Annotated in this window: 22 protein-coding genes and 4 tRNA genes; 12 read left to right on the forward strand and 14 right to left on the reverse strand. The window is 37.7% G+C overall.

What is annotated here, in order from left to right; genetic code table 11:
* Window positions 1-330: 330 nt before the first annotated feature.
* The 11 genes from kynA to H4J66_RS08170 all read right to left on the reverse strand — a co-directional run bounded on the left by kynA (window position 331) and on the right by H4J66_RS08170 (window position 9,760).
* Complete coding sequence (gene kynA / locus H4J66_RS08120) at window positions 331-1,194, reverse strand: tryptophan 2,3-dioxygenase (RefSeq protein WP_182172953.1); 864 nt, start codon at window positions 1,192-1,194, stop codon at window positions 331-333.
* Window positions 1,187-2,623: an NAD(P)/FAD-dependent oxidoreductase gene (locus tag H4J66_RS08125; protein WP_182172956.1), complete on the reverse strand. Its 1,437-nt coding sequence runs from the start codon at window positions 2,621-2,623 to the stop codon at window positions 1,187-1,189. Before H4J66_RS08125 ends, kynA begins: the two co-directional genes overlap by 8 nt.
* Entirely contained in the window at window positions 2,620-3,906 is a 1,287-nt protein-coding gene (kynU, locus tag H4J66_RS08130; RefSeq protein WP_182172958.1) for a kynureninase, read from the reverse strand. The genes H4J66_RS08125 and kynU overlap by 4 nt, the downstream gene beginning before the upstream one ends.
* Before the next feature lie 2 nt (window positions 3,907-3,908).
* Entirely contained in the window at window positions 3,909-4,823 is a 915-nt protein-coding gene (locus tag H4J66_RS08135; RefSeq protein WP_182172961.1) for a cyclase family protein, read from the reverse strand.
* On the reverse strand, window positions 4,820-5,827 hold the full coding sequence (locus H4J66_RS08140; protein WP_182172964.1) for an amidohydrolase family protein: 1,008 nt from the start codon (window positions 5,825-5,827) through the stop codon (window positions 4,820-4,822). The genes H4J66_RS08135 and H4J66_RS08140 overlap by 4 nt, the downstream gene beginning before the upstream one ends.
* 3 nt (window positions 5,828-5,830) lie before the next feature.
* Window positions 5,831-6,388, reverse strand: coding sequence for a 3-hydroxyanthranilate 3,4-dioxygenase (locus H4J66_RS08145; protein ID WP_220463243.1), 558 nt, complete (start codon window positions 6,386-6,388; stop codon window positions 5,831-5,833).
* Between the two features lie 2 nt (window positions 6,389-6,390).
* The gene (locus H4J66_RS08150; RefSeq protein ID WP_182172967.1) at window positions 6,391-6,873 is read right to left on the reverse strand and encodes a RidA family protein; all 483 of its coding nucleotides are present in this window, start codon (window positions 6,871-6,873) and stop codon (window positions 6,391-6,393) included.
* Between the two features lie 262 nt (window positions 6,874-7,135).
* A complete protein-coding gene (locus H4J66_RS20765; RefSeq protein WP_220463244.1) occupies window positions 7,136-7,276 on the reverse strand; it encodes an aldehyde dehydrogenase family protein in 141 nt (46 codons plus the stop codon).
* A gap of 30 nt (window positions 7,277-7,306) precedes the next feature.
* Window positions 7,307-7,447, reverse strand: a complete 141-nt coding sequence (locus H4J66_RS20770) for an aldehyde dehydrogenase family protein (RefSeq protein WP_220463245.1) — start codon at window positions 7,445-7,447, stop codon at window positions 7,307-7,309.
* Window positions 7,448-7,477: 30 nt separating this feature from the next.
* A complete protein-coding gene (locus tag H4J66_RS08165) occupies window positions 7,478-8,935 on the reverse strand; it encodes an aldehyde dehydrogenase (protein ID WP_182172970.1) in 1,458 nt (485 codons plus the stop codon).
* Between the two features lie 36 nt (window positions 8,936-8,971).
* Complete coding sequence (locus tag H4J66_RS08170) at window positions 8,972-9,760, reverse strand: SDR family oxidoreductase (protein WP_182172973.1); 789 nt, start codon at window positions 9,758-9,760, stop codon at window positions 8,972-8,974.
* A gap of 262 nt (window positions 9,761-10,022) precedes the next feature.
* Here H4J66_RS08170 and H4J66_RS08175 point away from each other — a divergent pair, with 262 nt between their 5' ends.
* Window positions 10,023-10,805: an alpha/beta fold hydrolase gene (locus H4J66_RS08175; protein WP_182172976.1), complete on the forward strand. Its 783-nt coding sequence runs from the start codon at window positions 10,023-10,025 to the stop codon at window positions 10,803-10,805.
* A 51-nt stretch (window positions 10,806-10,856) separates the two neighbouring features.
* On the opposite strand, the gene cysK is transcribed toward H4J66_RS08175, so the two are convergent.
* Window positions 10,857-11,825: a cysteine synthase A gene (cysK, locus tag H4J66_RS08180; RefSeq protein ID WP_182172979.1), complete on the reverse strand. Its 969-nt coding sequence runs from the start codon at window positions 11,823-11,825 to the stop codon at window positions 10,857-10,859.
* Window positions 11,826-12,341: 516 nt separating this feature from the next.
* Here cysK and H4J66_RS08185 point away from each other — a divergent pair.
* Both H4J66_RS08185 and H4J66_RS08190 read left to right on the forward strand, forming a co-directional pair.
* Entirely contained in the window at window positions 12,342-13,394 is a 1,053-nt protein-coding gene (locus tag H4J66_RS08185) for a hypothetical protein (RefSeq protein WP_182172982.1), read from the forward strand.
* 78 nt (window positions 13,395-13,472) lie between these two features.
* Entirely contained in the window at window positions 13,473-14,525 is a 1,053-nt protein-coding gene (locus H4J66_RS08190; RefSeq protein WP_182172984.1) for a hypothetical protein, read from the forward strand.
* A gap of 183 nt (window positions 14,526-14,708) precedes the next feature.
* Here H4J66_RS08190 and H4J66_RS08195 read toward each other — a convergent pair whose 3' ends face one another.
* Window positions 14,709-17,018 carry a carbohydrate binding family 9 domain-containing protein gene (locus H4J66_RS08195; protein ID WP_182172987.1) on the reverse strand — a complete coding sequence of 770 codons (2,310 nt, stop codon included), beginning with the start codon at window positions 17,016-17,018 and terminating at the stop codon, window positions 14,709-14,711.
* Window positions 17,019-17,189: 171 nt separating this feature from the next.
* Window positions 17,190-19,586, reverse strand: coding sequence for a carbohydrate binding family 9 domain-containing protein (locus H4J66_RS08200; protein ID WP_182172990.1), 2,397 nt, complete (start codon window positions 19,584-19,586; stop codon window positions 17,190-17,192).
* A 249-nt stretch (window positions 19,587-19,835) separates the two neighbouring features.
* Between H4J66_RS08200 and H4J66_RS08205 the strand changes: the two genes are divergently transcribed.
* The 9 genes from H4J66_RS08205 (at window position 19,836) to H4J66_RS08245 (ending at window position 26,096) form a co-directional block, all read left to right on the forward strand.
* Window positions 19,836-20,570 carry a DUF599 domain-containing protein gene (locus H4J66_RS08205; protein WP_182172993.1) on the forward strand — a complete coding sequence of 245 codons (735 nt, stop codon included), beginning with the start codon at window positions 19,836-19,838 and terminating at the stop codon, window positions 20,568-20,570.
* Window positions 20,563-21,063, forward strand: a complete 501-nt coding sequence (locus H4J66_RS08210; RefSeq protein WP_182172996.1) for a DUF2919 family protein — start codon at window positions 20,563-20,565, stop codon at window positions 21,061-21,063. The genes H4J66_RS08205 and H4J66_RS08210 overlap by 8 nt, the downstream gene beginning before the upstream one ends.
* Before the next feature lie 10 nt (window positions 21,064-21,073).
* Entirely contained in the window at window positions 21,074-21,799 is a 726-nt protein-coding gene (gene dnaQ, locus H4J66_RS08215; protein WP_182172999.1) for a DNA polymerase III subunit epsilon, read from the forward strand.
* A complete protein-coding gene (locus H4J66_RS08220) occupies window positions 21,787-23,115 on the forward strand; it encodes a TIGR03503 family protein (protein ID WP_182173002.1) in 1,329 nt (442 codons plus the stop codon). The genes dnaQ and H4J66_RS08220 overlap by 13 nt, the downstream gene beginning before the upstream one ends.
* A gap of 167 nt (window positions 23,116-23,282) precedes the next feature.
* Window positions 23,283-23,359: transfer RNA gene (locus tag H4J66_RS08225), tRNA-Asp, on the forward strand.
* A gap of 52 nt (window positions 23,360-23,411) precedes the next feature.
* Window positions 23,412-23,488 (forward strand) — tRNA-Asp (locus H4J66_RS08230).
* 87 nt (window positions 23,489-23,575) lie between these two features.
* Window positions 23,576-23,652, forward strand: a tRNA-Asp gene (locus tag H4J66_RS08235).
* A gap of 139 nt (window positions 23,653-23,791) precedes the next feature.
* Window positions 23,792-23,868, forward strand: a tRNA-Asp gene (locus H4J66_RS08240).
* Between the two features lie 407 nt (window positions 23,869-24,275).
* Complete coding sequence (locus H4J66_RS08245) at window positions 24,276-26,096, forward strand: acyl-CoA dehydrogenase C-terminal domain-containing protein (RefSeq protein ID WP_182173005.1); 1,821 nt, start codon at window positions 24,276-24,278, stop codon at window positions 26,094-26,096.
* Window positions 26,097-26,418: the final 322 nt, after the last annotated feature.

A 26,418-nucleotide genomic window follows, 5' to 3' on the forward strand; every position in this document is an offset into this window, starting at 1 on the left:
ATGGAAATTAAGATATATATTTTTTTCTTGAACGAAATGTCTTCGAATTTCACTATTTGATTACCCTGTAGTTAATGCTCCTGCAGGATTACAATAGTGTAAATTTATAATTAATACAATTATTGATAGTCTTCTTTTGAGTTAGAACAAGTATCTTGAGAAATTTTATTGTTTACCTTCAGTCTTATTAAATAAAATAATACTTATTATTTTATTTAATACATTATTTTTATTTATGCAGTACTCATTTGGGTGCTTTTTATAAACAACCATTTTAAATCAATGATATAGATCAATAATTGTTAATTTAAAAAGGTAATGTGAGAATCGTTATAAATGTGTTCTGACTTCAAATAACTCAGGGAAAAAGCTAACATCTAGCGCTTTCTTCAAAAAACTTACCCCAGAAGAACCACCGGTTCCTGCCTTATAACCAATTATTCGTTGCACGGTATACATGTGTTTAAAGCGCCATTGTTGAAAAGAGTCTTCGATGTCGACAAGCTTTTCTGCTAGCTCATATAGCTCAAAAAATTTCTCTGGTTGCTGATAAACCATTAGCCATGCTTTTACCACACTTTCATTACTGTGATAGGCTTGGCTAACATCGCGATTAAGCACACAGTCATCAATGTTAAAACCTGCTTTTACTAATGTGGCAATCACTTCGTCGTATAAGCTGGGACTATTGAGTAATAATGCTAACTCTTGATAGGCTTGATTATCATTTTTATGAACTTTAAGCATATCACTGTTCTTATTGCCTAAGAGAAACTCAAGCTTTCGATATCCGAGTGACTGAAAGCCAGAGGACCGTCCTAATTCATCACGAAACTTTAAGTAATCAACAGGGGTAAGCGTCGATAAAATATTCCATGACTGAGTCAACTGAATGAATATTTGTTTTACCCGCGCGATAACTTTAAAGGCGGGGCCAAAATCATCTGCGCGTAAACACTCCATGGCTTTTGTTAATTCATGGCCAGCAAGTTTAAGCCAGAGTTCGCTACTTTGATGAATAACAATAAACAACATCTCATCATGTTCTTTCGATAACGGTTGCTGAGCCGATAATACTTTATCAAGGTGCAAGTAATCACCATAGGACATATCATCGTTAAAGTCGGTATGAATATCTTCCTCTACTTCACGTTTATTTGTGTCACCATTAAAAGGACAGCCAGAATTAGACATCAAGATTATCCTTGTTCTTAGTTTGTTCTTGAACGAGTTGTAGCAGTTTTTCGTAAACAAAATCGTCTTGCCAACAGTTTTCTATGTCTGGTATTTGCATTATTTTCGCCATCAGTATTTTTTGCTGATCTCCTATGGCTAAGGCTTGAGAATAAGGTAAGTAAGGCGAGAAAGTGACCATGGAATAAAGTGGTACCCAAAGCTCTGGATGAAGCTGATTGAATTTTGCTTCAATTTTCTTTTGTAATAAAAAGTCACTGTTACCAGAAAGCTCACTCATTTCAACAAAATTACGTTTGGCTAACTCAGTAATAGCATCGGCATTAATTTTTCGTTGTTGTTGGTAAGCGGGGAAGATATCGTGCCATTGACCTTTATATTGATCAATAATTTCCCCCAGCTCTCGGCAATCTTCAAAACCACAATTCATCCCTTGGCCATAATAAGGCACCATAGCATGGGCAGCATCACCGATGAGAGCAACCTTGTTATTAATGACCCAAGGGTCGACATTGACTAAAAATAGCGGGCTGGCTTTTTTGGCAATAAAGTCATCAATTGGGTCTGCAAGTATCGGCATAGCGTCGGCAAAATTTTCATCGAAAAAATTAATAACATCGCTGCGTTTATTTAAACTGGTGAATGAATATTCACCTTCCTTTGTACTTTCATAGTTGAGAAATAAAGTGCAAGTAAAAGTACCATCGGGGTTCGGTAGGGCGATAAGCATAAAGTCTTTTCTTGGCCAAATATGTAAGGCTTCCTTTGTCATTTTAAAGCGAGCATCACCACTTTCGTTTTCATTGGCTGGAATGGTTAATTCTATATATGATTGGGGCATAAAAGACTGACTATAGCTAAAGCGAGCTGTTTCTTGAGCAAGGCGACGCACTTTGGAAAAAGCGCCGTCAGCACCAAAAATATAATCGGCGTCAATTTCGACATGACTCTTTTTGTGTCCGGCATTAAAGCTAAAAGAAGCACAACCGGTATTAAAATCAACGTGGGTTAGCCTTTTTTCAAAGTGTAATGTTACACTCGCTTCTTTTTCAGCTAAATTGAGAAGTTGTTCATTAATGCCTGAGCGTGATACCGACCAAATAGCTTGATCGTCTTTACCATAAGCTTGCTCGGTTATTGTGCCATCGATGGCATGCATAATACGTTTTTTCATCGCTATAGCGTCTTGGCGAACTTCATCAGCAATGCCAACGGCTTCAAGCGCTAACCAACCTCTATCTGAAAGTGCAATATTAATCGACTTTCCTTGATAGATATCATGCTGGCGAGAATCTGGGCGAGATTCAAATAAGTTAATATTGTAACCTTTTCTGGCTAATATTATCGCAAGTAGGGCGCCAACAGGGCCTGCTCCTGCAACCGTGATGTTAGTTTCATTAGCGGGTTTAGATAGTGAATTTACGCTCATTGTAAACATTCCTTTAGCAGTCGAACAAAGTGATAAATATCTTGAAATTTATTATAAAGTGGTACCGGTGCAACACGAATAACGTTGGGTTCACGCCAATCGGTGGTCACGCCATTTTCTTCTAAGGCAGTAAACATTGCCTTACCATCGAGACCATCAACATTGATCATTAGCGATAACTGACAACCACGCTCAGCTTCATTACTTGGCGTAATAATACGAATTTTATCACCTAACTCACGACTGATCAGCTCAGTCATGTATTGAGTCAGTTTAATTGATTTTTTACGCAGTTCAATAATACCGCCAGCCATCTTTATGGTGTCTAGAGAACCACGAATAGCGGCTAATGATAGAACGGGTGGATTAGATAATTGCCAGCCTTCGGCTGTAGCAATAGGCTTAAAAGTATTTTCCATTTTAAAGCGGCTTGATTTATCGTGTCCCCACCAGCCAGCAAAGCGGTTTACCTGTGTTTTGTTATTGGTATCGCTACTGTGTTTTTGATGAACAAAACAACCAGCAACTGAGCCAGCACCACTGTTTAAATATTTGTAACTACACCAACAAGCGAAGTCGACTTGCCAATGATGCAAGGCCATTTCGATATTTCCCACGGCATGGGCTAAGTCAAAACCTACCATAATACCTTTTGCATGGGCTTTTTCGGTGATGGTTTTCATATCAAGTACCTGGCCAGTGTAATACTGAACACCGGGTAATAATATCAGGGCTATTTCATCACCTTGTTGTTCAATCATTTGATATAAGTCATCAGTGTTTAATAGCTCTTCACCAGCTCTGGGTCTCCACAACAGCAAGTTGTCATCGACATTTTTTTTGTGGTGTCTAAGCTGAGATTCAACGGCATAATGATCAGAGGGAAAAGCATGGTCTTCAATCAATATTTTTGAGCGTTTTCCTTGTGGTTGATAAAAACTGACCATCATTAGATGCAAGTTTGCCGTTAAGGAATTCATCATCACCACTTCTTCATTTTTTGCGCCAACCAATAAGGCCGATTGCTCAGTTAAAAACTCGTGGTAGGGCAGCCACGGGTGCTCCCCTTCAAAATGTCCTTTTACGCCTCTTTGTCCCCAAGAGTCGAGTAGTTCAATAACATATTCGCGGGCAAGTTTTGGCTGTAAACCTAGCGAGTTACCCGTAAAATAATACTCATCTTCTCCATTCGCTTGTTTGGGAATAGCAAACTGCTTACGCATTTTTGCTAATGGATCGTTTTTGTCAAGTTGTTGAGCATAGGCTAAGCTATTGTCTATCATTGTTATTTACTCACTTGTTTAGCACCGATCTTGTTAGTTGTAAATATTACCGGGCGACTCGGCGCCGCATCATTATGAAAAGCAGGTGTTTGAATATTAATAAAATAAAAGCCATCGACAATTTTATTATCAATAAAAGCCATTTCGGTAATTGTTTTGTTAGTTAAACTGGCATTATTTATTTGGTGACAGCCTTCTTCAATTTGCCAAAAAAGATGATGGCAAGTCATTACCCCCTCATCATGCAAACGGTCAATTGAGGGCAAATCTACCACTAAGTGTTCTACACCGCGTTCATTTAAATATAAGATAGCTTCGCGGCTAAAAAATGCGGGTTGGTTTTCACGACTATAAGCTTGTTGGCACTTACTTTTAACATTAGGTAAAGTACGAATTACCAAAGCCTGTAGTTGTTCATTGGTATAATGACTACAGGCTTTTTTGAGTAATGTTCGACTAATAATGGCATCGTGTGGGTAAAAGTCAGGGGTATAATGTTCATCACTTTTTAGGGCAAGTTCAGGTGTGATTGAAATGATGGCGCAGGGTATTAACACCGGTATATTCAATTGCGCTAGGGTTAACGGATAATTTTCTGTCTGCTTAGTTATTATCTCAGTATCACTGACTATATCGGTCTTTATCGCAGAGTGACAAATATGGGCAATTGACTCGGTATGCGTACCGTTACAATGCGGATTAATTGTTAATTCATTTACATTGCAACTGCCACCTTGTCGGGTATCTCCAATAAAGTTTTCTGCTTGCATAGGGGTGGCTGATGCGGCACTGGCAGAGAAATGATTGGGTTGTTGATTTGCCTGATTAAAGTTAACCGCAATAGCTAATGACCATGATTTTTCAAGATTTATTTGATAGTGAGTCCCTTTAAGTTCTATGTTTATCTTTAAACTCATACAAATTGCTCCTTTGATAAGCCTAGCCATTTAAGTGCTGAACCATGCAGTAACTTTTCTTTAATGTTATCGTTAAATTGACTGTTTTCTATCAGTTTACCGGGTGCTAATTCCCCCAGCGGAAACGGATAATCACTACCGAGAGCAATATTGTCTGCCCCCATTAAGTCGACAATATATTTCAAAGATAATTCATCATGAACTAATGAATCAAGATAAATTTGTGGCAGAAAATCTCTTGGGTTTATCGGACAGTCAATGGAACACAAGTCAGGGCGAACATTAAAACCGTGTTCAATACGACCAATAGTTGATGGAAATGAACCACCACCATGAGCAAAGGCTATTTTTAGTTTAGGTAAACGTTGTAGGACGCCGCCAAAGATCATCGAGCATATCGCTAAGCTTGATTCTGCAGGCATACCAACGAGCCATGGTAACCAATATTTAGGCATTTTTTCTTTCGCCATCATGTCCCATGGGTGAACAAAAACTGCTGCACCTAAGTCTTGCGCAGCCTCAAAAATAGGGAATAACTCTTTTTGGTCTAAATTCCATTCATTAATATGAGAACCAATTTGAATGCCCGACAAACCAATTTTCATGCAACGTTCAAGTTCTTTTATTGCAAGGTCTGGCGATTGCATAGGTAAAGTCCCTAACCCTACAAAACGCTTAGGGTAGTCGTTAACAATGCCAGCAATGTGATCATTCAAATACATCGATAAATCTAGAGTATCTTTCGGTTTTGCCCAGTAGTTAAACATCACAGGAACCGTTGAAAGTACTTGTACGTCTACGTGGTGCTTTTTACAGTCGTCAAGTCGAACTTTAGGGTCCCAACAATTATGGTCTATTTCACGAAAAAACTTTTCATCAACCATCATTCGGGCACAGCCACATTTATGATGGTCTAAACTAACAAAACCACCGTAACCGTATTTTTCACGTAAATTAGGCCAGGTCTTCGGTAATATATGCGTGTGAATATCTATCTTTAGCATAACTTATCCCTTCGTCACTGTTATGCCACATTGCTGACAAGTGCAATTGTCAGGTGTGTCATAAAAACGGCTGAATACTTTAGGTAAGTCTGTTTCTATATTGTCGAGATAAAAAGCTTCTGTGTAGAGTTGTTTTTTGCAGTCGGGACAAAACCAATAAAGTGCATCTTTTTGATTATTTGCTCGCTTTTGTTCAACCACTAAACCTACGCTGTTTTCAAAGCGTTGTGGGGAATGCAACATTTTTGGTGGTAGTAAGAATATCTCGCCAGCGTTAATTTTTATATCTTGAAAATTTTTGGGATCATGATGGTCATTCTTTTTAACCGAACCATCAATAACTGAAAGCACCATTTCGCCCTCAATTTGATAAAATAATTCAGGGGTTACGTTATAGTGATAATCGTTACGATTATTAGGGCCACCGACAATCATCACAATAAAATTGTCTTGTTCAAAAATTTGTTTATTACAAACTGGAGGTTTAAGTAAATGGTGATGTTCATCAATCCAAGCATGTAAATTAAAAGGCATAGCGATGCTGTTTTTTAACGTTGACATAACTATTCCCCCGTCGTTTTAGTCTGAGGCTTTTTATGTTGATTCAACGCAGCGATACATTTAAGTTCAATGGCAATGGGCGTTGGTAATTTGTTAATTTCAACTGTGGTTCGACAAGGTTGGTTATCGGCAAAGTATTCTGCGTAAATACGATTGTAGGTGGTGAAGTCGTCATCCATGTTGGTTAAAAATACGGTGACATCAACCAAGTCCATCCAGTTTGCATTTGACGCTTCAAGAATTAAGCGAATATTGGTGAATACACTATGACATTGCGCTTCAATATCGTAACTTTTAATTTTACCTTGCTCGTCAAGTACAACTCCAGGGATATCTTTGCAACCGGCTTTTCTTGGGCCAACACCAGAAAGAAATAATAAATCGCCTACTTGTCGGGCGTGAGGGTATAAACCTACCGGTTTTGGGGCTTGTTCCGCGTTGATTATTTTCGGGTTCAAAGACGTTTTAATTTTAACATCGCTCATAAGGGATCCTGATGTAATTAATATATTTTTAGGGTTATAAGTGTAAACAAAAATCAATCAAAGACCTTTGTTCTTTATTTATTTCAATAGCATGTAGACTTGAGTATGACTGAGTAGGGAATGTCGAAATCACCGTCCTCTCCTAAAGAACTCCACAGGAAAACAGGTTAAATAAGCGTCCATTTGCAGCCTAATACGCTGGCAAATATTGCTCCTGAAGATTTAAATTTATGACAAATTTGGTTCATTGTTTAATTTGAGCCTATGAGTATTTTATGCATACATTTTTGGGTTCAGTAAAAAATCGCATGGCTTCTAAACCACCTTCTCGGCCAACACCTGAATGATTCATACCACAAAAAGACGTTCGTAAATCAAGCAGTAACCAACAATTTATCCACACAATTATGGTATTTATTTATTTAGTTTGAGCCTATGAGTATTTTATGCATACATTTTTGGGTTCAGTAAAAAATCGCATGGCTTCTAAACCACCTTCTCGGCCAACACCTGAATGATTCATACCACAAAAAGACGTTCGTAAATCACGCAGTAACCAACAATTTATCCACACAATTATGGTATTTACTTATTTAGTTTGAACCTATGAGTATTTTATGCATACATTTTTGGGTTCAGTAAAAAATCGCATGGCTTCTAAACCACCTTCTCGGCCAATACCTGAATGATTCATACCACCAAAAGGCGTTCGTAAATCACGTAGTAACCAACAATTTATCCACACAATTCCGGTATTTATTTGTTCAGCGAGTTGATGCGCTCTATTAATATTTTGCGTCCAAATAGTCGCCGCTAAGCCATATTGGCTTTCGTTGGCAAGTGCTAGTACTTGTTCGTCAGTATCAAACATTTGTAAGGTAATAACAGGACCAAAGATCTCTTGCTGGTTGCAACTCGCATTATTACTTAAGCCTTCAATGATAGTCGGTTGTAAAAAATAACCTTGTTCACAGCGACCCGGTAATAGCACTTGTTCACCGCCCGCTAAAATAGTACCCCCTTCTTTTTTAGCTAAATCAATATAGCCAAGTACTTTTTCTAAGTGAGCTTTGGAGACAATCGCGCCCATTTTTGTTTCATTAAGTAAAGGGTCTTGTGGCACAAGGGCTTGTGCTTTTGCTACTAATGCGGCTTTGAATTTCTCATATATGCCCCGCTGAATATATAGGCGTGAAGCACATAAACAGATTTGACCTTGATTGGCAAAGCTGGCGCGGAAAACTTCTTCAACGGTACTTTCAAAATGACAGTCATCAAAGATTAAGGCGGGGTTTTTTCCACCTAGTTCTAATGATAACTTTTTAAATTTTGGTGCAAGCTGAGTTGCTATTGCTGCACCCGTTGCGGAGCCACCAGTGAATGAGATCGCTTTAATTTTAGGGTGGTTACATATTGCAGCGCCAACACGTGCACCTGTTCCGTGTAATATATTTAAAACACCTTTAGGCAAACCGACTTTTAGACAAATAGCGCCGAGCATTGCCGCCGTTTTTGGGGTTATTTCAGAGGGTTTAGCAATTACGCAATTACCTGTAGCCAGAGCTGGTGCTATTTTCCAAGTAAATAAATACAGCGGTAAATTCCAAGGGGAAATACAGCCGACAATACCAACAGGTTGGCGCAAGGTGTAATTGATTGCCGTATGAGCAATCGCATGAGATTCACTAGCAAATTGTGAACAGGCATGAGCAAAGAATTTAAAGTTACTTGCCGCACGTGGAATATCTACCATTCGCGCTAAAGAAACCGGTTTACCATTGTCTGTGGCTTCGGCAAGTGCTAAGGATTCAAGTTGATTTTCAATTTCTTGTGCTATGGCAATTAAATAGTCGGCACGTTGTTCTAAATCCAAGGCCCGCCATGCGGGCAGGGCAAGCTCTGCTGCTGCAACAGCTTGTTCAACATCAGCGATATCACTATTGGGTATTTGGCTGTAAACTAGCCCCGTGGCTGGCTCAATATTATCTAAATAATTATTATTGATGGGCGCTTGATATTCGCCATCAATAAAGTTTTCAATAATATTATTCGCATTGAGCATTATTATTCCTCTAGCTATTGTTTATTAAAGTAAACCTTATAAGCACGAGGTTCTGCCACCATCGACGGGTAAGTTAATACCTGTGATATAGCCCGCAGCAGGGGATGCTAAAAAAGCGGCCGCAGCTGCAAATTCTTCGGGTTTAGCAAAACGGCGCATTGGAATAATTGCTTTTTCGTTAAGCGTAGCCTGTTCAATTGAAATGTTTTGTTTCTTGGCTTTCCCCGAAATAATGGCATCCAAACGAGCGGTTGCTGTAGCCCCGGGTAAGACATTATTGACAGTAATACCAAATTCACCCAATTCATTTGCTAAGGTTTTCGCCCAGCTAGCCACTGCACCACGTATGGTATTAGAAACACCTAGGCCATTGAGCGGTTGCTTAACAGACGTAGAAATAACATTGATAATACGGCCATATTGCTTTTCTTTCATACGAGGGATAAGCGCTTGAACCAAGTGATGGTTAGACACTAAATGTAAATTGAAGGCGTTGATAAATTCATCGACACCAGCCTCATTGGCCGCGCCAGGTGCGGGGCCACCAGTATTATTGATTAAAATATCATAACCACCCGACGCGTTAATATGCGCATTGATCACGGTTTTTACTTGTTCTGTATTCGAAAAGTCAGCGATTAATACTTGGTGCTTTTGGTCTTGTGATATATCAAGCTCAGCTTTGACTAATTCTAGGGCTGCTTGATTACGTGAGAATAGTGTGACGTTAGCGCCTAAGTGAGCAAGTTCAATTGCACAGGCTTTACCGATCCCTTGACTTGAACCACAGACCAATGCGCTTTTACCTTGAAGATTTATATCCATGAATACTCTTTATTATTGTATTTTTTCAGACGATTTTCTCAAAACGGCGTTAAGTTAATTTCGTTGAAAATTTGAGTTAATCAATTTCTATCACATTAAATAATTTAATGTCAGCAAAAGTGTGAATTTTTATTTATTTACTTTGTAAACTTTTATAGCCGTATCTTTTGTAATTGCGCAGCAATAGACTGAGTGTTATTTCACTTTGACATTTGTTCGATTAAGCTGATAATGGTGTTTTTATCGCTAATAAATAGCTGCAATGACCATAAATAATCTACTAAAAGGTGCCTATATTTCAGGGCAGGGAACACCGGTTGTACTTCTTCATAGTTCGCTAAGTTCAGCCAGACAATGGCAACCCTTAGTCAAACTGCTTGAACCTCACTACTTAGTCATCAATATTGATTTGCTCAGTTATGGTAATGCAGAAAAAGTCTCTGATGAGTTAAATTATAATTTTGATGTTGAAATTAACCGTATTAAAAAAATTATTACTCATGTTGCTCAACATCAGTCTTTCCATTTGGTCGGGCATTCTTGTGGCGGCGCGATTGCCTTAAAGCTAGCCATAGAGAATCCAGAAAAAATATTAAGTCTTTCTTTATATGAGCCAGTTGCGTTTCATTTACTTGAACAAAATAGTGACGCTCGAATGTTAGCGGATAACTTTGCTAACAAAGTTAATATCGATGATAAGTATCAGGCTGCAGAGATATTCACTGATTTTTGGAACCAAGCAGGTTTTTTCAAAGCACTACCACAAAAAGTACAGGATATAATGGCAAGAGATATGCCTAAGGTGAGTTTAGACTTTAAAGGTTTAATATCAGAGAAATATACCTTAATTGATTTAAGTGGTCTTACTTGTAAAGTGTTAATGATGACAGGGGAACACAGTCCTGAACTGAGCCAATCATTAGCCAATCAAATTAAAGCCAGCTTACCCAATATTGAACATCAACATTTTCCAACTGGACATATGGGACCGGTAAGCCATAGTGGCTTAATTCATCCAGCGATTGCTCGCTTTATTGCAGATTGATAAAACAAAAAAAGACGCCTTAGCGTCTTTTTTATTTTGATGATGTCAATATTATTGTACAAGTTCTTTATCAGTGAACTCATCACTAAATAATGGACTTGATAAGTAACGTTCAGCGGAACTTGCTAAAATAACAACGATATTTTTATCTTTGTTTTCAGGCTTCTCAGCTAAACGTTTAGCGGCAACAACCGCGGCACCTGAAGAAATACCCGCAAGAATACCTTCTTCTTTCATTAGGCGGTGACACATTGCCATTGCTTCATCGTTGGTCACTTTTTCAACAGCATCAATCATGCTTAAGTCTAAGTTGCCAGGAATAAAACCAGCACCAATACCTTGAATTTTATGTGGGCCAGGTGTTAATGCCTCACCCGCCATTTTTTGGCTAATAACCGGTGAGTCAGTAGGCTCAACAGCTACAGACATAATGTTTTTGCCGGCAATATTTTTGATATAACGACTAACACCGGTAATGGTACCGCCTGTTCCAACGCCAGCAACAAAAATATCAATCTTACCATCGGTATCTGCCCAGATCTCTGGACCGGTCGTTTTTTCATGGATCTCAGGATTGGCAGGGTTGTCGAATTGCCCCAATAAAACATACTTGTCTGGATCTGAATTTTTAATTTCTTGCGCTTTAGCTATAGCCCCGTTCATACCTTTAGCGCCATCGGTCAATTCAAGTTTAGCCCCTAAAGCCGCTAATAATTTTCTGCGTTCTAAACTCATGGTGTGTGGCATAGTTAACGTAATGCCATAACCTCGAGCTGCTGCAACAAAGGCAAGGGCTATGCCAGTATTACCACTTGTTGGTTCAACGATTACTTTACCAGGCGTTAATAAGCCTTTCTTCTCTGCATCCCAGATCATGTTTGCGCCAATACGACACTTAATACTCGCACTTGGATTTCTTGATTCTATCTTTGCAAAAACATTACCGGTTGTTACACGGTTAAGTTTTACTAAAGGTGTTTTACCGATAGTGGTTGAGTTATCTTCAAATATTGTAGTCATGGTAGCTCCTTAATAAAGCTTTATTTACTTTAATAGCACAAGGTTAGCGCTTTATAAAAATAAAAGAAGTGATATTTTGTTAACTTATATACAAAAAAAGAATATAGAAATGCCTTTTAAGTTAAATTAGTGTGTCGTTTGCCTTTAATTATCGTTCTTTTTGATAATAACCTACTTTTATTTTTTATTATTATTGCTAATAAAATACTAATGATACCTCGTTTGAGCTGATGAGTAAAAGGTGTTAAGCGCTTGAATTAATTTGTCTCTTTTTAAATGGTATTATTATAAATTTATTGATCTTTACTGAAAGTGTCCTTGTTTTTACTATCAATAAACTGTTAATAACCTATCAATAAACTATCAAAATTATAAATAATTAGCCATTGACTAATAAATAGTCATTGGACTATTATCATTTTAACTGGTCGAACGTCCGATGAGTTGTAGTACCAATAAAAATAAGACGTAAAAATATAATTATAAAATAAAATTTAAAAATAATTTGGGGAAATAATGAATATAATCAAACGTATAACGGTTGTAGCAGGGATATGCCTGACATTCTGCTCAGCAGCTTCGTATAGTAAAGAATATAAAATAGTACTTATCCATGGCTTTCAGCCACAACAACTTATTATTGACGGTGACGTTACGGCGAGTGGTCAAAATTACTGGCAAGGCTATTGGAATAACCTCAGTGATGCCCGTATTGACTGGCCTTCATATGAACGAATTGAAGGTAAAATAGCCACTGACTATGTTTGGCCAAAGTTAAAATCATTTTCTGAAAGTAACTTTTGTACACCGGGTTGCATCTTTGTAACACATTCAACCGGTGATTTAGTGGCACGGTATATTATTGATAACCAAGAAACTTGGTTGGAAAATGCCGGATTAGCACCACTGAATATTGTTGCGACCTTTGACATTGCTGGCGCAGGTGGTGGCAGTGAACTTGCTGATGTGGCGGTAAGTGTTGCTGAGGGTACAGAAACGTGGTCTTTTGTCATTGAGGCAGCATTAGAGGCTTGGCTTGGCGGCGATCTTGGCGATGAAATGGGTGTACTTAATGATTTAAAAGTCAATAACGCTAGACAACTTGCACCATTACCTGATGCGAGGATCCCACGTCTACGCTTTGTTGGTGATGCAAGTGAGTATTTAGGGGTTACTAGCCCATTTATTCAAGGTAATGACGACGGTGTTGTTGGTACGCACTCCTCTTGCGGGGCTAATCGCCAAGCAAGATACGGCAGCTGCAGTACCGGTATCGCGTTAAATGGTAAAATAGCACAGCAAGGTAATGCCGTTAATGGTTTTATGCCATACCATTATCCAATGCTTATGGGTAAAGCTTATAGTCATGGTTCGTTACTTGAGCCACAACAGCAAGGTAAAGTGACGGCAGCAAGTAATCAGAAAAACCTACTGTCAGGAGAAAGCATTTACTTTGACACTTATACTAAAACGACTGGCTGGTGGCTTTGGAAAAGTAATTATCTTTATGTTGAAAATTCGAATGATGACAGTATGTCAACGCTCATTTATGACGCGATTCCGAATTAAATAATATAGTTAAGGCTGTTGGTTTTCTAGGTTAATCAAGGAAAATCAACAGTGTCTTGGCAAAAGAGTAAAGCCGTTATGAAAAAAAAATCATTGTTAAAACAACTCAGTGTTATATCTATTATCGCCGTTGTTGTCTGGCTATTTTGGCCATCAATACCGCAACAATTTACGATTGTTAATGACCCCTTGAAAAAAACAATTCCAATTAAGACAACTAGCTTGCCAGAACAGCCGCCAAGTAATAATAGTTCGCTCGCGGCTACAGTTAATAAAATCACTTCAAACGATTCTGCAGTACTCGTTGCACAAGCGTATGCGGCAGAGTTAACTTATCCACCCTATTCACAACCTTTAACGGATAAAGATTTTGACCGCTTAACCCCTAATTTTTTTAATCCCCAATCTATGTTAGTTGACGACAATGGCACTCAAGTAAGCGCCGCATTATCAAAATATCGATATACCTATCCCGAAATCGTTTTTGCGACACTAACCGGTGAAAATATTACCGGCGCAGAGCTACAACTTGTTGATATCAAAACAGGTAAAGTTTTATTGACCAGTCAATTTGAACAGGGTGAAGAAAACTGGCATTCACACTTTACCGGTAAAAGAGATTTGCCACGAGAATTGCAAGCATCGATTAAGGCGAAAATTAATGGTAAGAATATTAATATTACCCTAGCACTTAAATATGTTGATTCAGTTGCTACCCTAGAAAGTTTTGAACCGGCCTACAATGAAGATGCTGATATGGTATTAAAAGCTAATTTGACGACTAGAGAGCAAGGCCTATATAGAATGCGGGCAAACTTATTTGATGCCAATTACCAACCCATCGCCCACTTAGTTAGCAAAGCAAAACTCAATAAGGGCAATAGTCATCTTTATTTAAAAGCTCACCAGTCAGTATTACAAGGCAGGCAAGCGCCATTTTACTTATCAACTTTCTCAATCGAATTAATGTCACCCGCTCCCGGTAAACCAACCAAGTACGGTGATAGTTCAATTGATGAACATCCTATAAAAGATTTTGCAGTCAACAGTTTAAGCGGTTTACCTTATCAAGCTTCTCAGCAGGAACAACAACGATTGCTACTGTTACAGAACATGGCAGAAGGCAAATAGAAGTTTTGATTGATTGATAATTGGTAATTGATAGATGAAACGATGTGTTAATGAATCGTTTTAATAGCGCTAATATACCGCAGATAAACAACAGCCAGAGTTTTTGTTAACGTCGCAGTGTGAAACTAAAGTTTAGTTTGATAACCGTTATCAAACTAAACTTATTTATCGATTAATAAGGCGCTAAGGCATCCAAGCGTAGCTAACTTTAGTAAACAAAGTACGTTCGCCACGCCTTAACGTAGTTAAGTCGTCATCTTGATAGCTATTGTCTGAATACCCTAAGAAAAATACCGTCTGTGGATTAAGCTTATAGCTATAAATTAATTGTGTTGATAAATCACTATTGGTCTTCGAATAAGCTGAGATATTATTATCTGGATTTTTATCTACATCGTAGTAAACAACATTTAATTTAAGATAACTGTTCACATCAAATTGGTAAGAAACTCTTAATTCCACTAAGTTCGCATCGTATACATTACCTTGACTGGTATCGAGAGTTTCATAAGTATAAGAAAAATCAATTTCTAAATGACTGGTTGGGTTAAGGCGGGTGTTCGCATAAATTTCTTGATAATCAGCGAGGCGATTATTTTGGTAATCTATTTTTTGACCAAAAGAATAATAAACTTCACCATAAAGGTATCTTGTTGGTTTGATATACGCAAACATAGTCAAAAGCTTTTCAGTAAAGCGGTCGGTATTACCGTCAATAGAGTCATCAAACTCAATTGTTGCAATGCCTCCATTTAATTGATTTAACTCACTTTTACGTAAGCCTATTTTATCTGCATAGGTAAACATAATATCAAATTGTGAAAGTTTAGGGCCATCAATCGTAAAACTTGATGCCAAACTTTTTTCTAGCAACTCACCATTTTCATTGTGTTTAATTTGCCACTGACCTGACAATTTTGCTTCTTGCCAAAAGCTGTCGCCTTCACTGTAAAAGAAACGGTCAACTAACAATCTCTCATCTTGATAATCAGCTTGGGGCATAAAACCTAAATCAGCGCGGAAATCTTTACCTATTTTTTGGTGTTCAGCACTTACCGACCAATACTCCGAGTTGTGCTCATAACTAAGTTTGACCGCTTGGTCGGCAAAATCAGTCGACTCCTCTATTGAATCGTCACTGTTTGAATGAACAACTTGTGCAAGAATAGCATTCGAGTCATCCATTTTATATTTGGTATTGATACCGGCAACAGTATTTTGATAACTATCGGACTTTCTTAAGGTGCTAATTGCACCTAATGAAAATTCTTCAGAAAAGTCGTAGCGATATTTAAATGCGCCAGAGTGGCTTTCTTCATCTAACGATTCTAAACGTGAGCCAGTATTTCCAGGTACAATAAAATTAGTTTCTGTGTCGTGACTAATAAAAGCACCATAGGTATGATTGTCATTAGTTCCGGTTAATTTTGCACCATAATCAGGGTTGGCAATGTTTCTGGTATAAACTAAATTAAAGTTTGAAGAGAAATAATCTGAGTTTTCTACAAAGAAAGGACGAGCTTCGCGATAAAACAAGGAATAGGTTTTATTAACGCTAAGTTGTCCGGCATCAGACTCTACTGTCGAAAAATCTGGGTTTACCGTAACGTTTAATAGCGTGTTGGCATTAATACCCCAGCGTAAGTCAACACCCGCTTCGGTGTCGTTATCGCTTTGCCATTCATCTTGTGGGTCGTAAATGTCACGAGTATCATTTTTACTTGCCACTATTGCTGGCGTGATTGTTAAATTGTTACCGGTTTTTGCATCTTTAAAACCTTTTGCTTCAGGTATTTGGCATAACCAACAATCATTGTCTCGGTCGAGCGGTATATGAGATATACGTAGGCGAGAGTCACGAGGGTAGAGACGAATAAATTCAATTGCCCAGGTTTTTTCTTCATCTGTGTCAGCAAAGTTCAATGCATGGTAGGGCACAGCCATTTCAACTTGATAACCACTCGCGGTTCTTTTGCCAAACGATTGCCACATACCATCCCAAGCTGAATTGACATCACCGGTGAGTTCGTTTTTTATTCTATCGATTTGAGATCCATAAGGATTAACAAAAAGTTCATAACTTAATCGTCGATTGTTGTAAGTGTCGAGTTTTATACCCACCACATCGTCTTCGAGTCGTGTATCTCGGTCACCTAGGTAGGCAATTATTTCTTCTGGGTTGGGATCTTGGGCAATAAAAGAGATATAAATGGTCTCGCCATTTTCAAATATTTTTGCGGTGGTTTTAACCGGGCTAGGCTTATTATTCCAAGGGGAATTAACAATGTTGAGTTCTATGGATAATGCCTGAGACCATTCCTCTTCGTTGATGTTGCCGTCTATAGTGACTTTTGTTTTAGCATAAGGTATCGATAAATGATCGATTTTATTGATTGTTTTTTCTTGGGTATTTTGTTCAGCAAAACTATTCTGTGAAAACAGTAAAAATATACTAGCTACTATGGCTTTGTAGCTACTTCTTAACAACAACATTTTCTCTCCAGGGTTACATATTATTATTTTTATATTGTGACTCTGGATAAATTGTGTCAAAAAAATGCAGTTAAAACAATCATTAATTATTCTAGCTCTTTTATTAGCAGACAATAAAAAAGTCGCCAAATGGAGACTTTACTTAAAAGTTGATAGGATTTTTATTTATTTTTACTTCATCCAAGCATAACTAAACTTCATAAAGAGATTACGTTTATTTTGATTTAAGTCGCTAAAATCTTCTTCGGTGTAGTGTCTATCAGAATAGCCTAAATAGAAAACTGTTTGCGAATTCAACTTGTAGGCGTACAACAATTCAGTTGAGACGTTCTTCCTGCTTTGGGTAATATCTTCGGGATCTGTGTAAATATAATTGTTAATATTTCTGTTGGTATTATTATAAATAAAACTAAAACGTAAAAAACTTAACACATTAAATTGGTACGTTGCTCTAAAATCGGTCAATCTTGCAGTAAAGACATTGTTACTGGTCGCATCGACGTTATGATTAGTGGCATCTAATTGATTAAAGGTATGTTTGATATTTAATTCTAAATGCTTATCAACATTTAAGGTTACCTTTGAACTCCATCGTTTAGTGCGGCCAAGACGGTTGTTTCTATAATCAATGGCATCGCCGTATTTAAAGTTACTGTTAAAGTATAGACCTAGCATTGGATTAACTTCACCGAAGAGTGAAAATTGATTTTCGGTAAACAAGGTGGTGTTACCGTCAATGGCTAAAATACTTTTATCTTTTCTTAAACCGACTAAATCACGGTTTGAATAAGAAAAGCGGAAGTATGAATTCATACTTGAATTTAGTTGAGCGTTGATATCAAATTCTTTTTCAATCAATTCATTATTGTCGTTATGGGTGATATCCCAATCAGAATATATTTTAAATTTCGTCCACCATTCACCTGGTTTCGCATACCACTTTCTATCACCACCAACAGAAAAACGCTTGTAGTCAACATTAGGAATAAAGCCTAAATCACCACGAAAACCAGAATTTTGCTGATCGTATGTTACGCGGTAATACCAGTCTCGGTCATTGTGAGAATAGCTGGTTTTAAATGCGCTACCACTAAACTTATCATCTTTTAAGGTCCGTAAAACCTGCTCATTGTAATCACATTGACTATAGCCACAGTCAATGTTTTCTGGTGGCGCATAGCAATTGTCTGACTCACTTGAGTCGTCGCCATCATCGGCATTACAAAATTGCTCAAATAAGTTATCAGGATATTCTGTAGTTGAATAAAGCGCTTGAAACTTAAAGACATCAGCCGTTGAAAGTCTAATTTGACTGCCGACACTGTGTACTATATTTTGATAATCTTCGGCAGTACGTATGGTACTTACGGTCCCCATAGTGATGTTTTCGTTAAAATTGTAACGATAGCGAAAAGCGCTTGCTTTTGATTCGCCTTCGATGCTCGCTATGGAAGAGCCTCTATTACCGGGGATTAAAATATTGGTACTGTCGTCATCGGTGACAAATAAACCAAAGGAGTGATCATTTTCTCGACCGGTTAATTTAGCACCGTAGTTTGGTGAGTTAATATTTCGGGTATAAATCAGGTTATAATTTGAATCAAAGTAATCAGCATTATCTAGAAAGAAGGGTCTTTTTTCTTGGGTGAAAAGTGTAAAGTTATTATTGATATTTAACTGAGCATTATCTGTTTCAACCGTTGAAAAATCTGGATTAATTGTGGCATTCAACACCCAGTCAGGTGTTATTCCCCAACGAACATCTAAGCTAGCTTCTGTGTTGGTTTCACTCTGCCAATCCTCATTATTTTCTCTTTCTTCATTAACGCCGGTAACGAGTGAAGGCGTAACGGTTAAGTTATCGCCTTGTTTTGCCCCCGTAAAGCCTTCAATCGTGTGAAGTTGGCACAACTCACAGTCGTTATCTCGTTCAAGGCGGACGTTTGAGAAACGAAAAAATTCGTTTCTAGGATAAAAACGCATTAATTCAATGCCCCAATCTTGTAATGATGATTTTTCAGTAAAGTTAAGCATACGAAGGGGTAAAGCCATTTCTACGATATAGCCTTTATCGTTAATTATTCCTGCACTGTCCCAGATGCCATCCCAAGAATCACTTTCACTTTTCGTTATTTCATTTTCGATACCGTCGATTTGAGAGCCTAAAGGGTTGACTAAAAATCGATAAGCCGAACGTTGGTCATTATAAGTGTCAATTTTTATGCCAACGACATCGTCACCCCATGATTGATCTCTATCGCGGTAAAACGCTCTAATTTGGCTTGGGTTGGGATCTTGAGCAATAAAAGCAATATAGAAAGTACCGCCATCTTCCATTAATAGTGCTTCGGTATGAACTTGACTAGGTATATTGTCGTATGGACGAGTAACGTTATTGATTAATATTTTTTTTGCATGGCGCCATTGTTTTTCATCTAATTTAGCATCTATGGTTATTTTACCGGAAATCCTTGGGATTTGGGTTGACTGTTGTGCGCTGGCTTTACAATGAAAAGAAAATAATAAAGTGGAAATAGTCAAAATATGGCTGAATTTGACAGTGAACATTGATGCTCCAAAGGAAAGTGTTTGCACAAAGTTTATCTTCAATACTGACGGTAAACTTAAGTAATAGATTTACCGGCGATGGTGAAGAAAGTTAGAGTTTCTGTCAAAGGAATTACGATAACTTGTATAAGGAATACGATTAATGGTTTTTTCTAACATTTTTTGCCTGACTAATCGTAGAAAATTTAGCTCGAATCTATAAATATTCTCCTGCATAATGGAATGCCTGTTATCTAGTTCTTCATTATTATGCCATTTACTTTACTCGATATTCTTGCCTTTATATGCTTTGTAACTTGTTGGATTGGTTACACCTGGTTTGCTCGTGTTAAGGCAAAAAACACTGATTGTATCGCCAAATGTCTTCATCAACATAGAATTCATTGGATGAATGAGCTAATGACGCGAGATATTCGTGTTGGTGAAGCTGCGCTGTTAGCAAATTTGGAGCGAAATATTGCTTTTTTTGCTTCAACAACTTTACTAGTTTTAGCCGGTGTATTGACTCTATTCGCTCAAGTCGAACGTTTAGAAGCGGTGATAGGTTCAATTCCCTATGCCGATTTTCCAAATCATGTGGCGATACAATTAAAATTAGGTGTACTAGCTTTTATTTTCATTATGTCATTTTTTCAATTTACTTGGTCTATGCGACAGTATGGCTTTTTAAATGTCATGATTGGAGCTGCGCCTTATGATGAATTAGGCGAAAATGAAAACTTGCGTGCCTATGCAAAACAAATGGCAATAGTGCAAGACCAAGCGGCACATTCTTATAATTACGGATTACGTTCTTATTATTTTTCTATTGCGGCAATGTGTTGGTTTTTTCATCCTGCGTTATTTGTTTTTGCCAGTTTACTGGTTGTTTATACTTTATTTTATCGTGAATTTAGATCCCGAGCAGTAAAAGCTATTACTGCCGCACAAGAGCACCTGAGAATAGAGCATACAAAAAAGCGCGGTCATGATATTGATGAGTAAACATAATTACTCTACTTATTCAGTGCAAGATTTTGACAATTTTGATTGTTTGAAAATATCAAAATGGGTCTACCTAGCTTTGATTTTTATTTTACGGGGTTATGTCGTTTGGCTAATGTCAGTAACCAATATGAAAGACCGTGTTGGTATTATTCAATGGATATACCCTGAAACATCATTGTTTTATTTAAGTTTAGGCTCTGGTGCGTTAGGTGTCTTTGTTGTCCTTGTCTTAAGCTTACGCCGGCCAAATGCGAAAGACTGGGTTAAAAAATCATGGCGCCATGGTAAGGGGATTCTCACTTTTGCCTTACTTTTTGATTTGATTATTTGCTTAGTTGGCTTTTTTTATTGGCATTTACTGTCATTAGCATGGTTAACCACCCAAGCTCTTATTGTTGGAGCGCTTATAATCATGTTAAATCTCAGTAAAAAATTTACAATAAATATTACTGAGTTTCCAGAGCCACTTCCTGACCCAAAAAAAAGGTGATGAAATCACAATGAATAACGAACAAGTTGTAAAACAAGATGAACGATTAATTATATTAGATACAGAAACAACGGGTATTAATCCTAGGGAAGGGCACCGAATTGTTGAAGTAGGCTGTGTTGAAATGATCAACCGACAGTTAACTGGCCGTAGTTTTCACGTTTATATCAATCCATTGTTTGAAATGGATCATGAAGTTATCAATATTCACGGATTAACCAATGAGTTCCTTCGTGATAAACCTTTATTTAGTCAAGTTGTCGATGACTTTATCGAATTTATTAAAGGTGCACGCCTTGTTATTCATAACGCTAAATTTGATATCGGTTTTATGGACAATGAATTTGCTTTATTAAAGCGAAATATTCCCAACACTCGTGATATGTGTACGATCATAGATACTTTGCATGTTTCAAAAGATGAATTTGGTTCACCAAAGACTCTTGATTATTTAGCGCGTTTCTATCGTGTCGATAAATTAGTTGATCGCACTTATCATGGTGCGTTAATCGATGCTCAACTTTTAGCGTTTGTTTATGTAGAGATGACGCGTAAGCAATCTGTGTTAAATCTATCAGCAGGTAGCGGATCAGGTGACAGTAATGCTATTCGTCGTTTACCCACTCAACGAACAAAATTAAAGGTTATCCAAGCTTCTGCCGATGAACTTATTAAGCATAGTGAAAGATTAGCGATTGTTGCTGAAAAAGGGAGCGAACCAATATGGCCCAAATAGGTCAGTCAAAACTTTTTATTATCATAGTAGCAGCCACTTTATTGATATCTATACCAAGTTATGGACAACAAACCAAAATTGATTATTACCAATCAGATAATGTTACCAATGCAATTCCTTATTTTGAGAATCGTTTTAAAATAGATGCCTTGCTTGAAGAAATAACTCTGTTATTTTATCGAAGAAGTGGCACGCCACCCATCATACTTGTGCGCCCTGATGGCACAAAAATTAAAATTAATAATTTACCTAAAGATAAAATTACTTGGTTTGATGATCGTACTTTTGATTTAATCACCATTAAAAATCCAATGCCCGGCCCTTGGCAGGCTATTGGTGATATTTTACCGCAAAGCCACATTATGGTTGTCACTGATGTCACTATTAAAGTTGACCCCTTACCTGAGGTTATCCTCTCGGGAGAAACCTTAAAAATTGAAGGTCACCTTTATAACGGAGAACAAGCTATTGATGATCCACTCTTTCGTGACGTTATTAACCTCAATGTAGATTTTTTTAGTACCAACAATTCTGCGTATGATAATTTTGGTGCTGAACCCATTAAAATAGCGCAGTTTCGTGATGATGGCCGTGACTTAGATGAGTATGCCAAGGATGGTGTGTTTACTGGCGAATTTGAACTTGCTTTTGCTCCGGGTGAATGGCTACCTATTTACTCTGTTATTATGCCGATGGCTACTCGAGAGTTACGACAAAAACCCATTATTTTGCAAAAGACACCAATTACCATTTCTGTTGAACCCGTAATGGAAGTCGGGAAGTCTCACAAGGTCATCTTTACTATCGACCCTACTTATGTAGATGTTGATAGTGTTTTGTTTCAAGGGAAAGTTATTTTTCCAGACCGTCAAGAAGTACCATTTTCTATCCTGGAAGAAAAAGGTAATTTACGTACTTATGAACTTGCTTACACCGAGTCAGGTATTCATCGTATAAAAGTGAGTGTTTTTGGCAAAACAATTAACGACCGCGAATTCCGTTTAGTGTTAGAACAATTTACCTTTAATGCAGAAAGTAAAGTGGGCTTAGTGATGCCGACCTTAAATGCTAAGGGTGAAGTGACATCACCCCCTGTAGACAAAGCGGATGTTGTTATTACCGATAAAATTATACTAGCAGAGGAAAAGGCTAAACAATTAGCCATGCAGTTGCAAGAAGCTAAAGTCGAACAAGAAAGGGCAAAAAGTGAAAAAGATCTACAAACTTATATTATTATTGCTGTTGCAAACGTCGGAATAGTCCTTATTGCGTTAGTCTTTTACTTTATATCTCGCCGTAAAAAGAACAAAAAATGATGAGTAGCCAATTAAATAAAGCCATTTTTGAATGTAATTCAGCCGTATTGTACATCAAACGTGCATACAGTTAATTATATTAAAAAAGTGGTTGACTGCTCTGCGTCTTAACCGTATTATCTCCGCCGCATTCAACGACTTGTTGAAGAATGTGTTGATTATAAAGCGGAGTGGTAGTTCAGTTGGTTAGAATACCGGCCTGTCACGCCGGGGGTCGCGGGTTCGAGTCCCGTCCACTCCGCCAATTAATCAAAGGTTAAGCACCTAGTTTTACTAAACGTTTAAAGCAATACAGCGGAGTGGTAGTTCAGTTGGTTAGAATACCGGCCTGTCACGCCGGGGGTCGCGGGTTCGAGTCCCGTCCACTCCGCCAACATTGTTTAAGTAAAAAATAAGGTTTGAATGACCTAACAATAAAAGGCGTGACATCTTTTATTATAACATTCAAAAGCAATACAGCGGAGTGGTAGTTCAGTTGGTTAGAATACCGGCCTGTCACGCCGGGGGTCGCGGGTTCGAGTCCCGTCCACTCCGCCAACATTGTTTTAATTAAGAATAAGGTTTGAATGGCCTAACTATAAAAGGCGTGACATCTTTTATAATAACATTCAAAAGTAAAATTACGGGTTTAAGTACCGTCTACTTATGTAGTAAAACTTGAAGAGAGCAATACAGCGGAGTGGTAGTTCAGTTGGTTAGAATACCGGCCTGTCACGCCGGGGGTCGCGGGTTCGAGTCCCGTCCACTCCGCCAACATTGTTTTTACTGTTTTTATAGCCATATGAAAGACCTCAAGACCTCAAGACCTCAAATTCTATAAAATAAACAACAAAAATTATAACAGTTTAGTTTAATTCGCTTTCTATACGCGAAGCAGACGTTTGCTGCGATTGTTGTTATCACGGCTTCGACTACATTCCACAGAGCTAATATTATTGTTAATATGCTATTTATTCCTTATACAGCAAAGCTAAAATTTTTATTCTTAATTAAAATTTTACACGCTTATTCTCTTTAATAAATACAGTTGTCTTCTACACTTAAGTTCTATTTATAAATATATAAATATTTATTAGTAAAAAACAGTGGTATGACCAGTTGTTTTTCTGCTATATTCGAAAGAAGTTAAATAAATAGTTTAAAAAGCACTGGAGAGATACATGCTCAGTTATAAAGCACCGATCACAGACATGAAATTTTTATTTGAAGATGTCTTTAATTATTATGACCATTATAAGCAGTATCCAGAATTTGAAGAAGCGACACCTGACTTGGTTGATGCGATATTCCAAGAGTGTGCAAAATTCTGTGAAAATGAATTATTACCAATAAACCAAAGTGGCGATAAAGAAGGTTGTACTTTTGATAATGGTAAAGTAACCACGCCTACAGGCTTTAAAGAAGCTTATCAGAAATACGTTGACGGTGGATGGCAGAGTTTGTCCCACCCTGTTGAACATGGTGGCCAAGGGCTTCCTGCTTCGCTAGGCATGGTAAAGTCAGAGATGATGGGTACGGCAAACTGGTCGTGGGCTATGTATCCTGGTCTAAGCCACGGTGCTATGGATACGGTACAGTTACACGGTACTGAAGAACAGAAGCAGCTTTACTTAACTAAGCTTACCGAAGGTACTTGGACCGGCACTATGTGTTTAACTGAACCACAATGTGGTACAGATTTAGGTCAAGTTAAAACAAAAGCTGAGTTAAACGATGATGGCACATTTAGTATTAGTGGTACTAAAATATTTATTTCAGCTGGTGAGCATGACTTAACTGAAAACATAGTTCATATCGTTTTAGCAAGATTACCCAATGCGCCAAAAGGTACGCGTGGTATCTCATTATTTATTGTTCCTAAGATGCAAGTTGATGAACAAGGTAATATTGGCGAAAGTAACAATGTTGTTTGTGGCTCTATTGAAGATAAAATGGGTATCAAAGGTTCAGCTACCGCTGTGTTAAATTTTGATGGTGCAAAAGGCGTACTTATCGGTAAAGAAAATAAAGGTTTAGAATGTATGTTCACCTTTATGAATACCGCACGTGTTGGTACAGCCTTACAAGGTATCTGTGCTTCAGAACTTGCTTATCAAAACTCATTAATTTACGCAAAAGAACGATTGTCGATGCGTTCACTTACCGGTGCTAAAAAACCTGAATTAGTTGCTGACCCAATTATTGTTCACCCTGATGTTCGTAAAATGCTAATGACGCAAAAAGCGATCACTGAAGGTGGCCGTGCTATGATTTATTATACGGCGAAGATAGTTGATGACATCCAAATGTTGAAAGATGATAAGCAACGCCGTAAAGCTGATAACCGTTTAGGTTTTATTACGCCGATTTTAAAAGCATTCCTCACTGAACTAGGTTCAGAAAGTGCAAATCATGGCTTACAGATATTTGGTGGTCATGGCTTCATCAAAGAGTGGGGTATGGAGCAAATTGTTCGTGATACACGTATAGCTACTTTGTATGAAGGAACGACGGGTATCCAAGCACTTGATTTATTAGGACGTAAAATCTTATTAAATCGTGGTAAGTATTTAAAACACTTTACCATGGAAGTCTTAAGCTTTTGTAAAGACAAAAGTATGATTTCAAATAACCCTCATAAACGTCAGATGAATCAATTTATTTGGCCATTGAGCAAAGCTGTTGCCGGCTGGCAGAAAAATACGTTAAGTTTGTCATTAAAAGCAAAGAAAAACCGCGATGTGGTCGGATCTGCTTCGGTTGACTATTTAATGTATTCTGGTTACATCGTTATGGCTTATTTCTGGGCACAAATGGCGCAGGCGGCTTATGAAAAATTAGCAACCGATGTTGAAAACAGAGACTTCTACCGTGCAAAAATTAAAACCGCAGAGTTTTACTTTGAGCGCATGTTGCCAAGAACTAAATCGTTAGCAATCACCATGATGGCAGACCCTAAAACGTTAATGCAGTTAGACGAAGAGTTGTTGTCATTTTTATAAACACTGACTGTTAAGATAACTACCAATAAAAACCTTTTACAGTTTTCTGTAAAAGGTTTTATCATTTTAAAAGACTTCTAAAGACTTCTAAAGACCTTCAAATAGCGATAACCCTTTATCTTCATTACGGCAACTGCATGTCATCGATAAGTATTATAGCTATGGTATTTCTGAAGTTACCGTGGCTGTTGCTATTTTACTTTTTATCATTAGATGGGATACATTAGAACGACTATCTGTTGAGCTTATATTTTGATTGGCACACGAACTTGTTAAACTACGAATAATAGTCGTCGCTCTTTATTTATTTAGCGATTACTAG

The sequence above is a fragment of the Colwellia sp. MB3u-55 genome (genome assembly GCF_014076785.1).
Lineage (GTDB): Bacteria > Pseudomonadota > Gammaproteobacteria > Enterobacterales > Alteromonadaceae > Colwellia_A.

What these genes read in the sequence shown, in the direction of transcription:
- kynA (WP_182172953.1), bottom strand. Translation starts at nt 1,194, where the DNA reads ATGTCTAATTCTGGCTGTCCTTTTAATGGTGACACAAATAAACGTGAA.
- H4J66_RS08125 (WP_182172956.1), bottom strand. Translation starts at nt 2,623, where the DNA reads ATGAGCGTAAATTCACTATCTAAACCCGCTAATGAAACTAACATCACG.
- kynU (WP_182172958.1), bottom strand. Translation starts at nt 3,906, where the DNA reads ATGATAGACAATAGCTTAGCCTATGCTCAACAACTTGACAAAAACGAT.
- H4J66_RS08135 (WP_182172961.1), bottom strand. Translation starts at nt 4,823, where the DNA reads ATGAGTTTAAAGATAAACATAGAACTTAAAGGGACTCACTATCAAATA.
- H4J66_RS08140 (WP_182172964.1), bottom strand. Translation starts at nt 5,827, where the DNA reads ATGCTAAAGATAGATATTCACACGCATATATTACCGAAGACCTGGCCT.
- H4J66_RS08145 (WP_220463243.1), bottom strand. Translation starts at nt 6,388, where the DNA reads ATGTCAACGTTAAAAAACAGCATCGCTATGCCTTTTAATTTACATGCT.
- H4J66_RS08150 (WP_182172967.1), bottom strand. Translation starts at nt 6,873, where the DNA reads ATGAGCGATGTTAAAATTAAAACGTCTTTGAACCCGAAAATAATCAAC.
- H4J66_RS08165 (WP_182172970.1), bottom strand. Translation starts at nt 8,935, where the DNA reads ATGCTCAATGCGAATAATATTATTGAAAACTTTATTGATGGCGAATAT.
- H4J66_RS08170 (WP_182172973.1), bottom strand. Translation starts at nt 9,760, where the DNA reads ATGGATATAAATCTTCAAGGTAAAAGCGCATTGGTCTGTGGTTCAAGT.
- H4J66_RS08175 (WP_182172976.1), top strand. Translation starts at nt 10,023, where the DNA reads ATGACCATAAATAATCTACTAAAAGGTGCCTATATTTCAGGGCAGGGA.
- cysK (WP_182172979.1), bottom strand. Translation starts at nt 11,825, where the DNA reads ATGACTACAATATTTGAAGATAACTCAACCACTATCGGTAAAACACCT.
- H4J66_RS08185 (WP_182172982.1), top strand. Translation starts at nt 12,342, where the DNA reads ATGAATATAATCAAACGTATAACGGTTGTAGCAGGGATATGCCTGACA.
- H4J66_RS08190 (WP_182172984.1), top strand. Translation starts at nt 13,473, where the DNA reads ATGAAAAAAAAATCATTGTTAAAACAACTCAGTGTTATATCTATTATC.
- H4J66_RS08195 (WP_182172987.1), bottom strand. Translation starts at nt 17,018, where the DNA reads ATGTTGTTGTTAAGAAGTAGCTACAAAGCCATAGTAGCTAGTATATTT.
- H4J66_RS08200 (WP_182172990.1), bottom strand. Translation starts at nt 19,586, where the DNA reads ATGTTCACTGTCAAATTCAGCCATATTTTGACTATTTCCACTTTATTA.
- H4J66_RS08205 (WP_182172993.1), top strand. Translation starts at nt 19,836, where the DNA reads ATGCCATTTACTTTACTCGATATTCTTGCCTTTATATGCTTTGTAACT.
- H4J66_RS08210 (WP_182172996.1), top strand. Translation starts at nt 20,563, where the DNA reads ATGAGTAAACATAATTACTCTACTTATTCAGTGCAAGATTTTGACAAT.
- dnaQ (WP_182172999.1), top strand. Translation starts at nt 21,074, where the DNA reads ATGAATAACGAACAAGTTGTAAAACAAGATGAACGATTAATTATATTA.
- H4J66_RS08220 (WP_182173002.1), top strand. Translation starts at nt 21,787, where the DNA reads ATGGCCCAAATAGGTCAGTCAAAACTTTTTATTATCATAGTAGCAGCC.
- H4J66_RS08245 (WP_182173005.1), top strand. Translation starts at nt 24,276, where the DNA reads ATGCTCAGTTATAAAGCACCGATCACAGACATGAAATTTTTATTTGAA.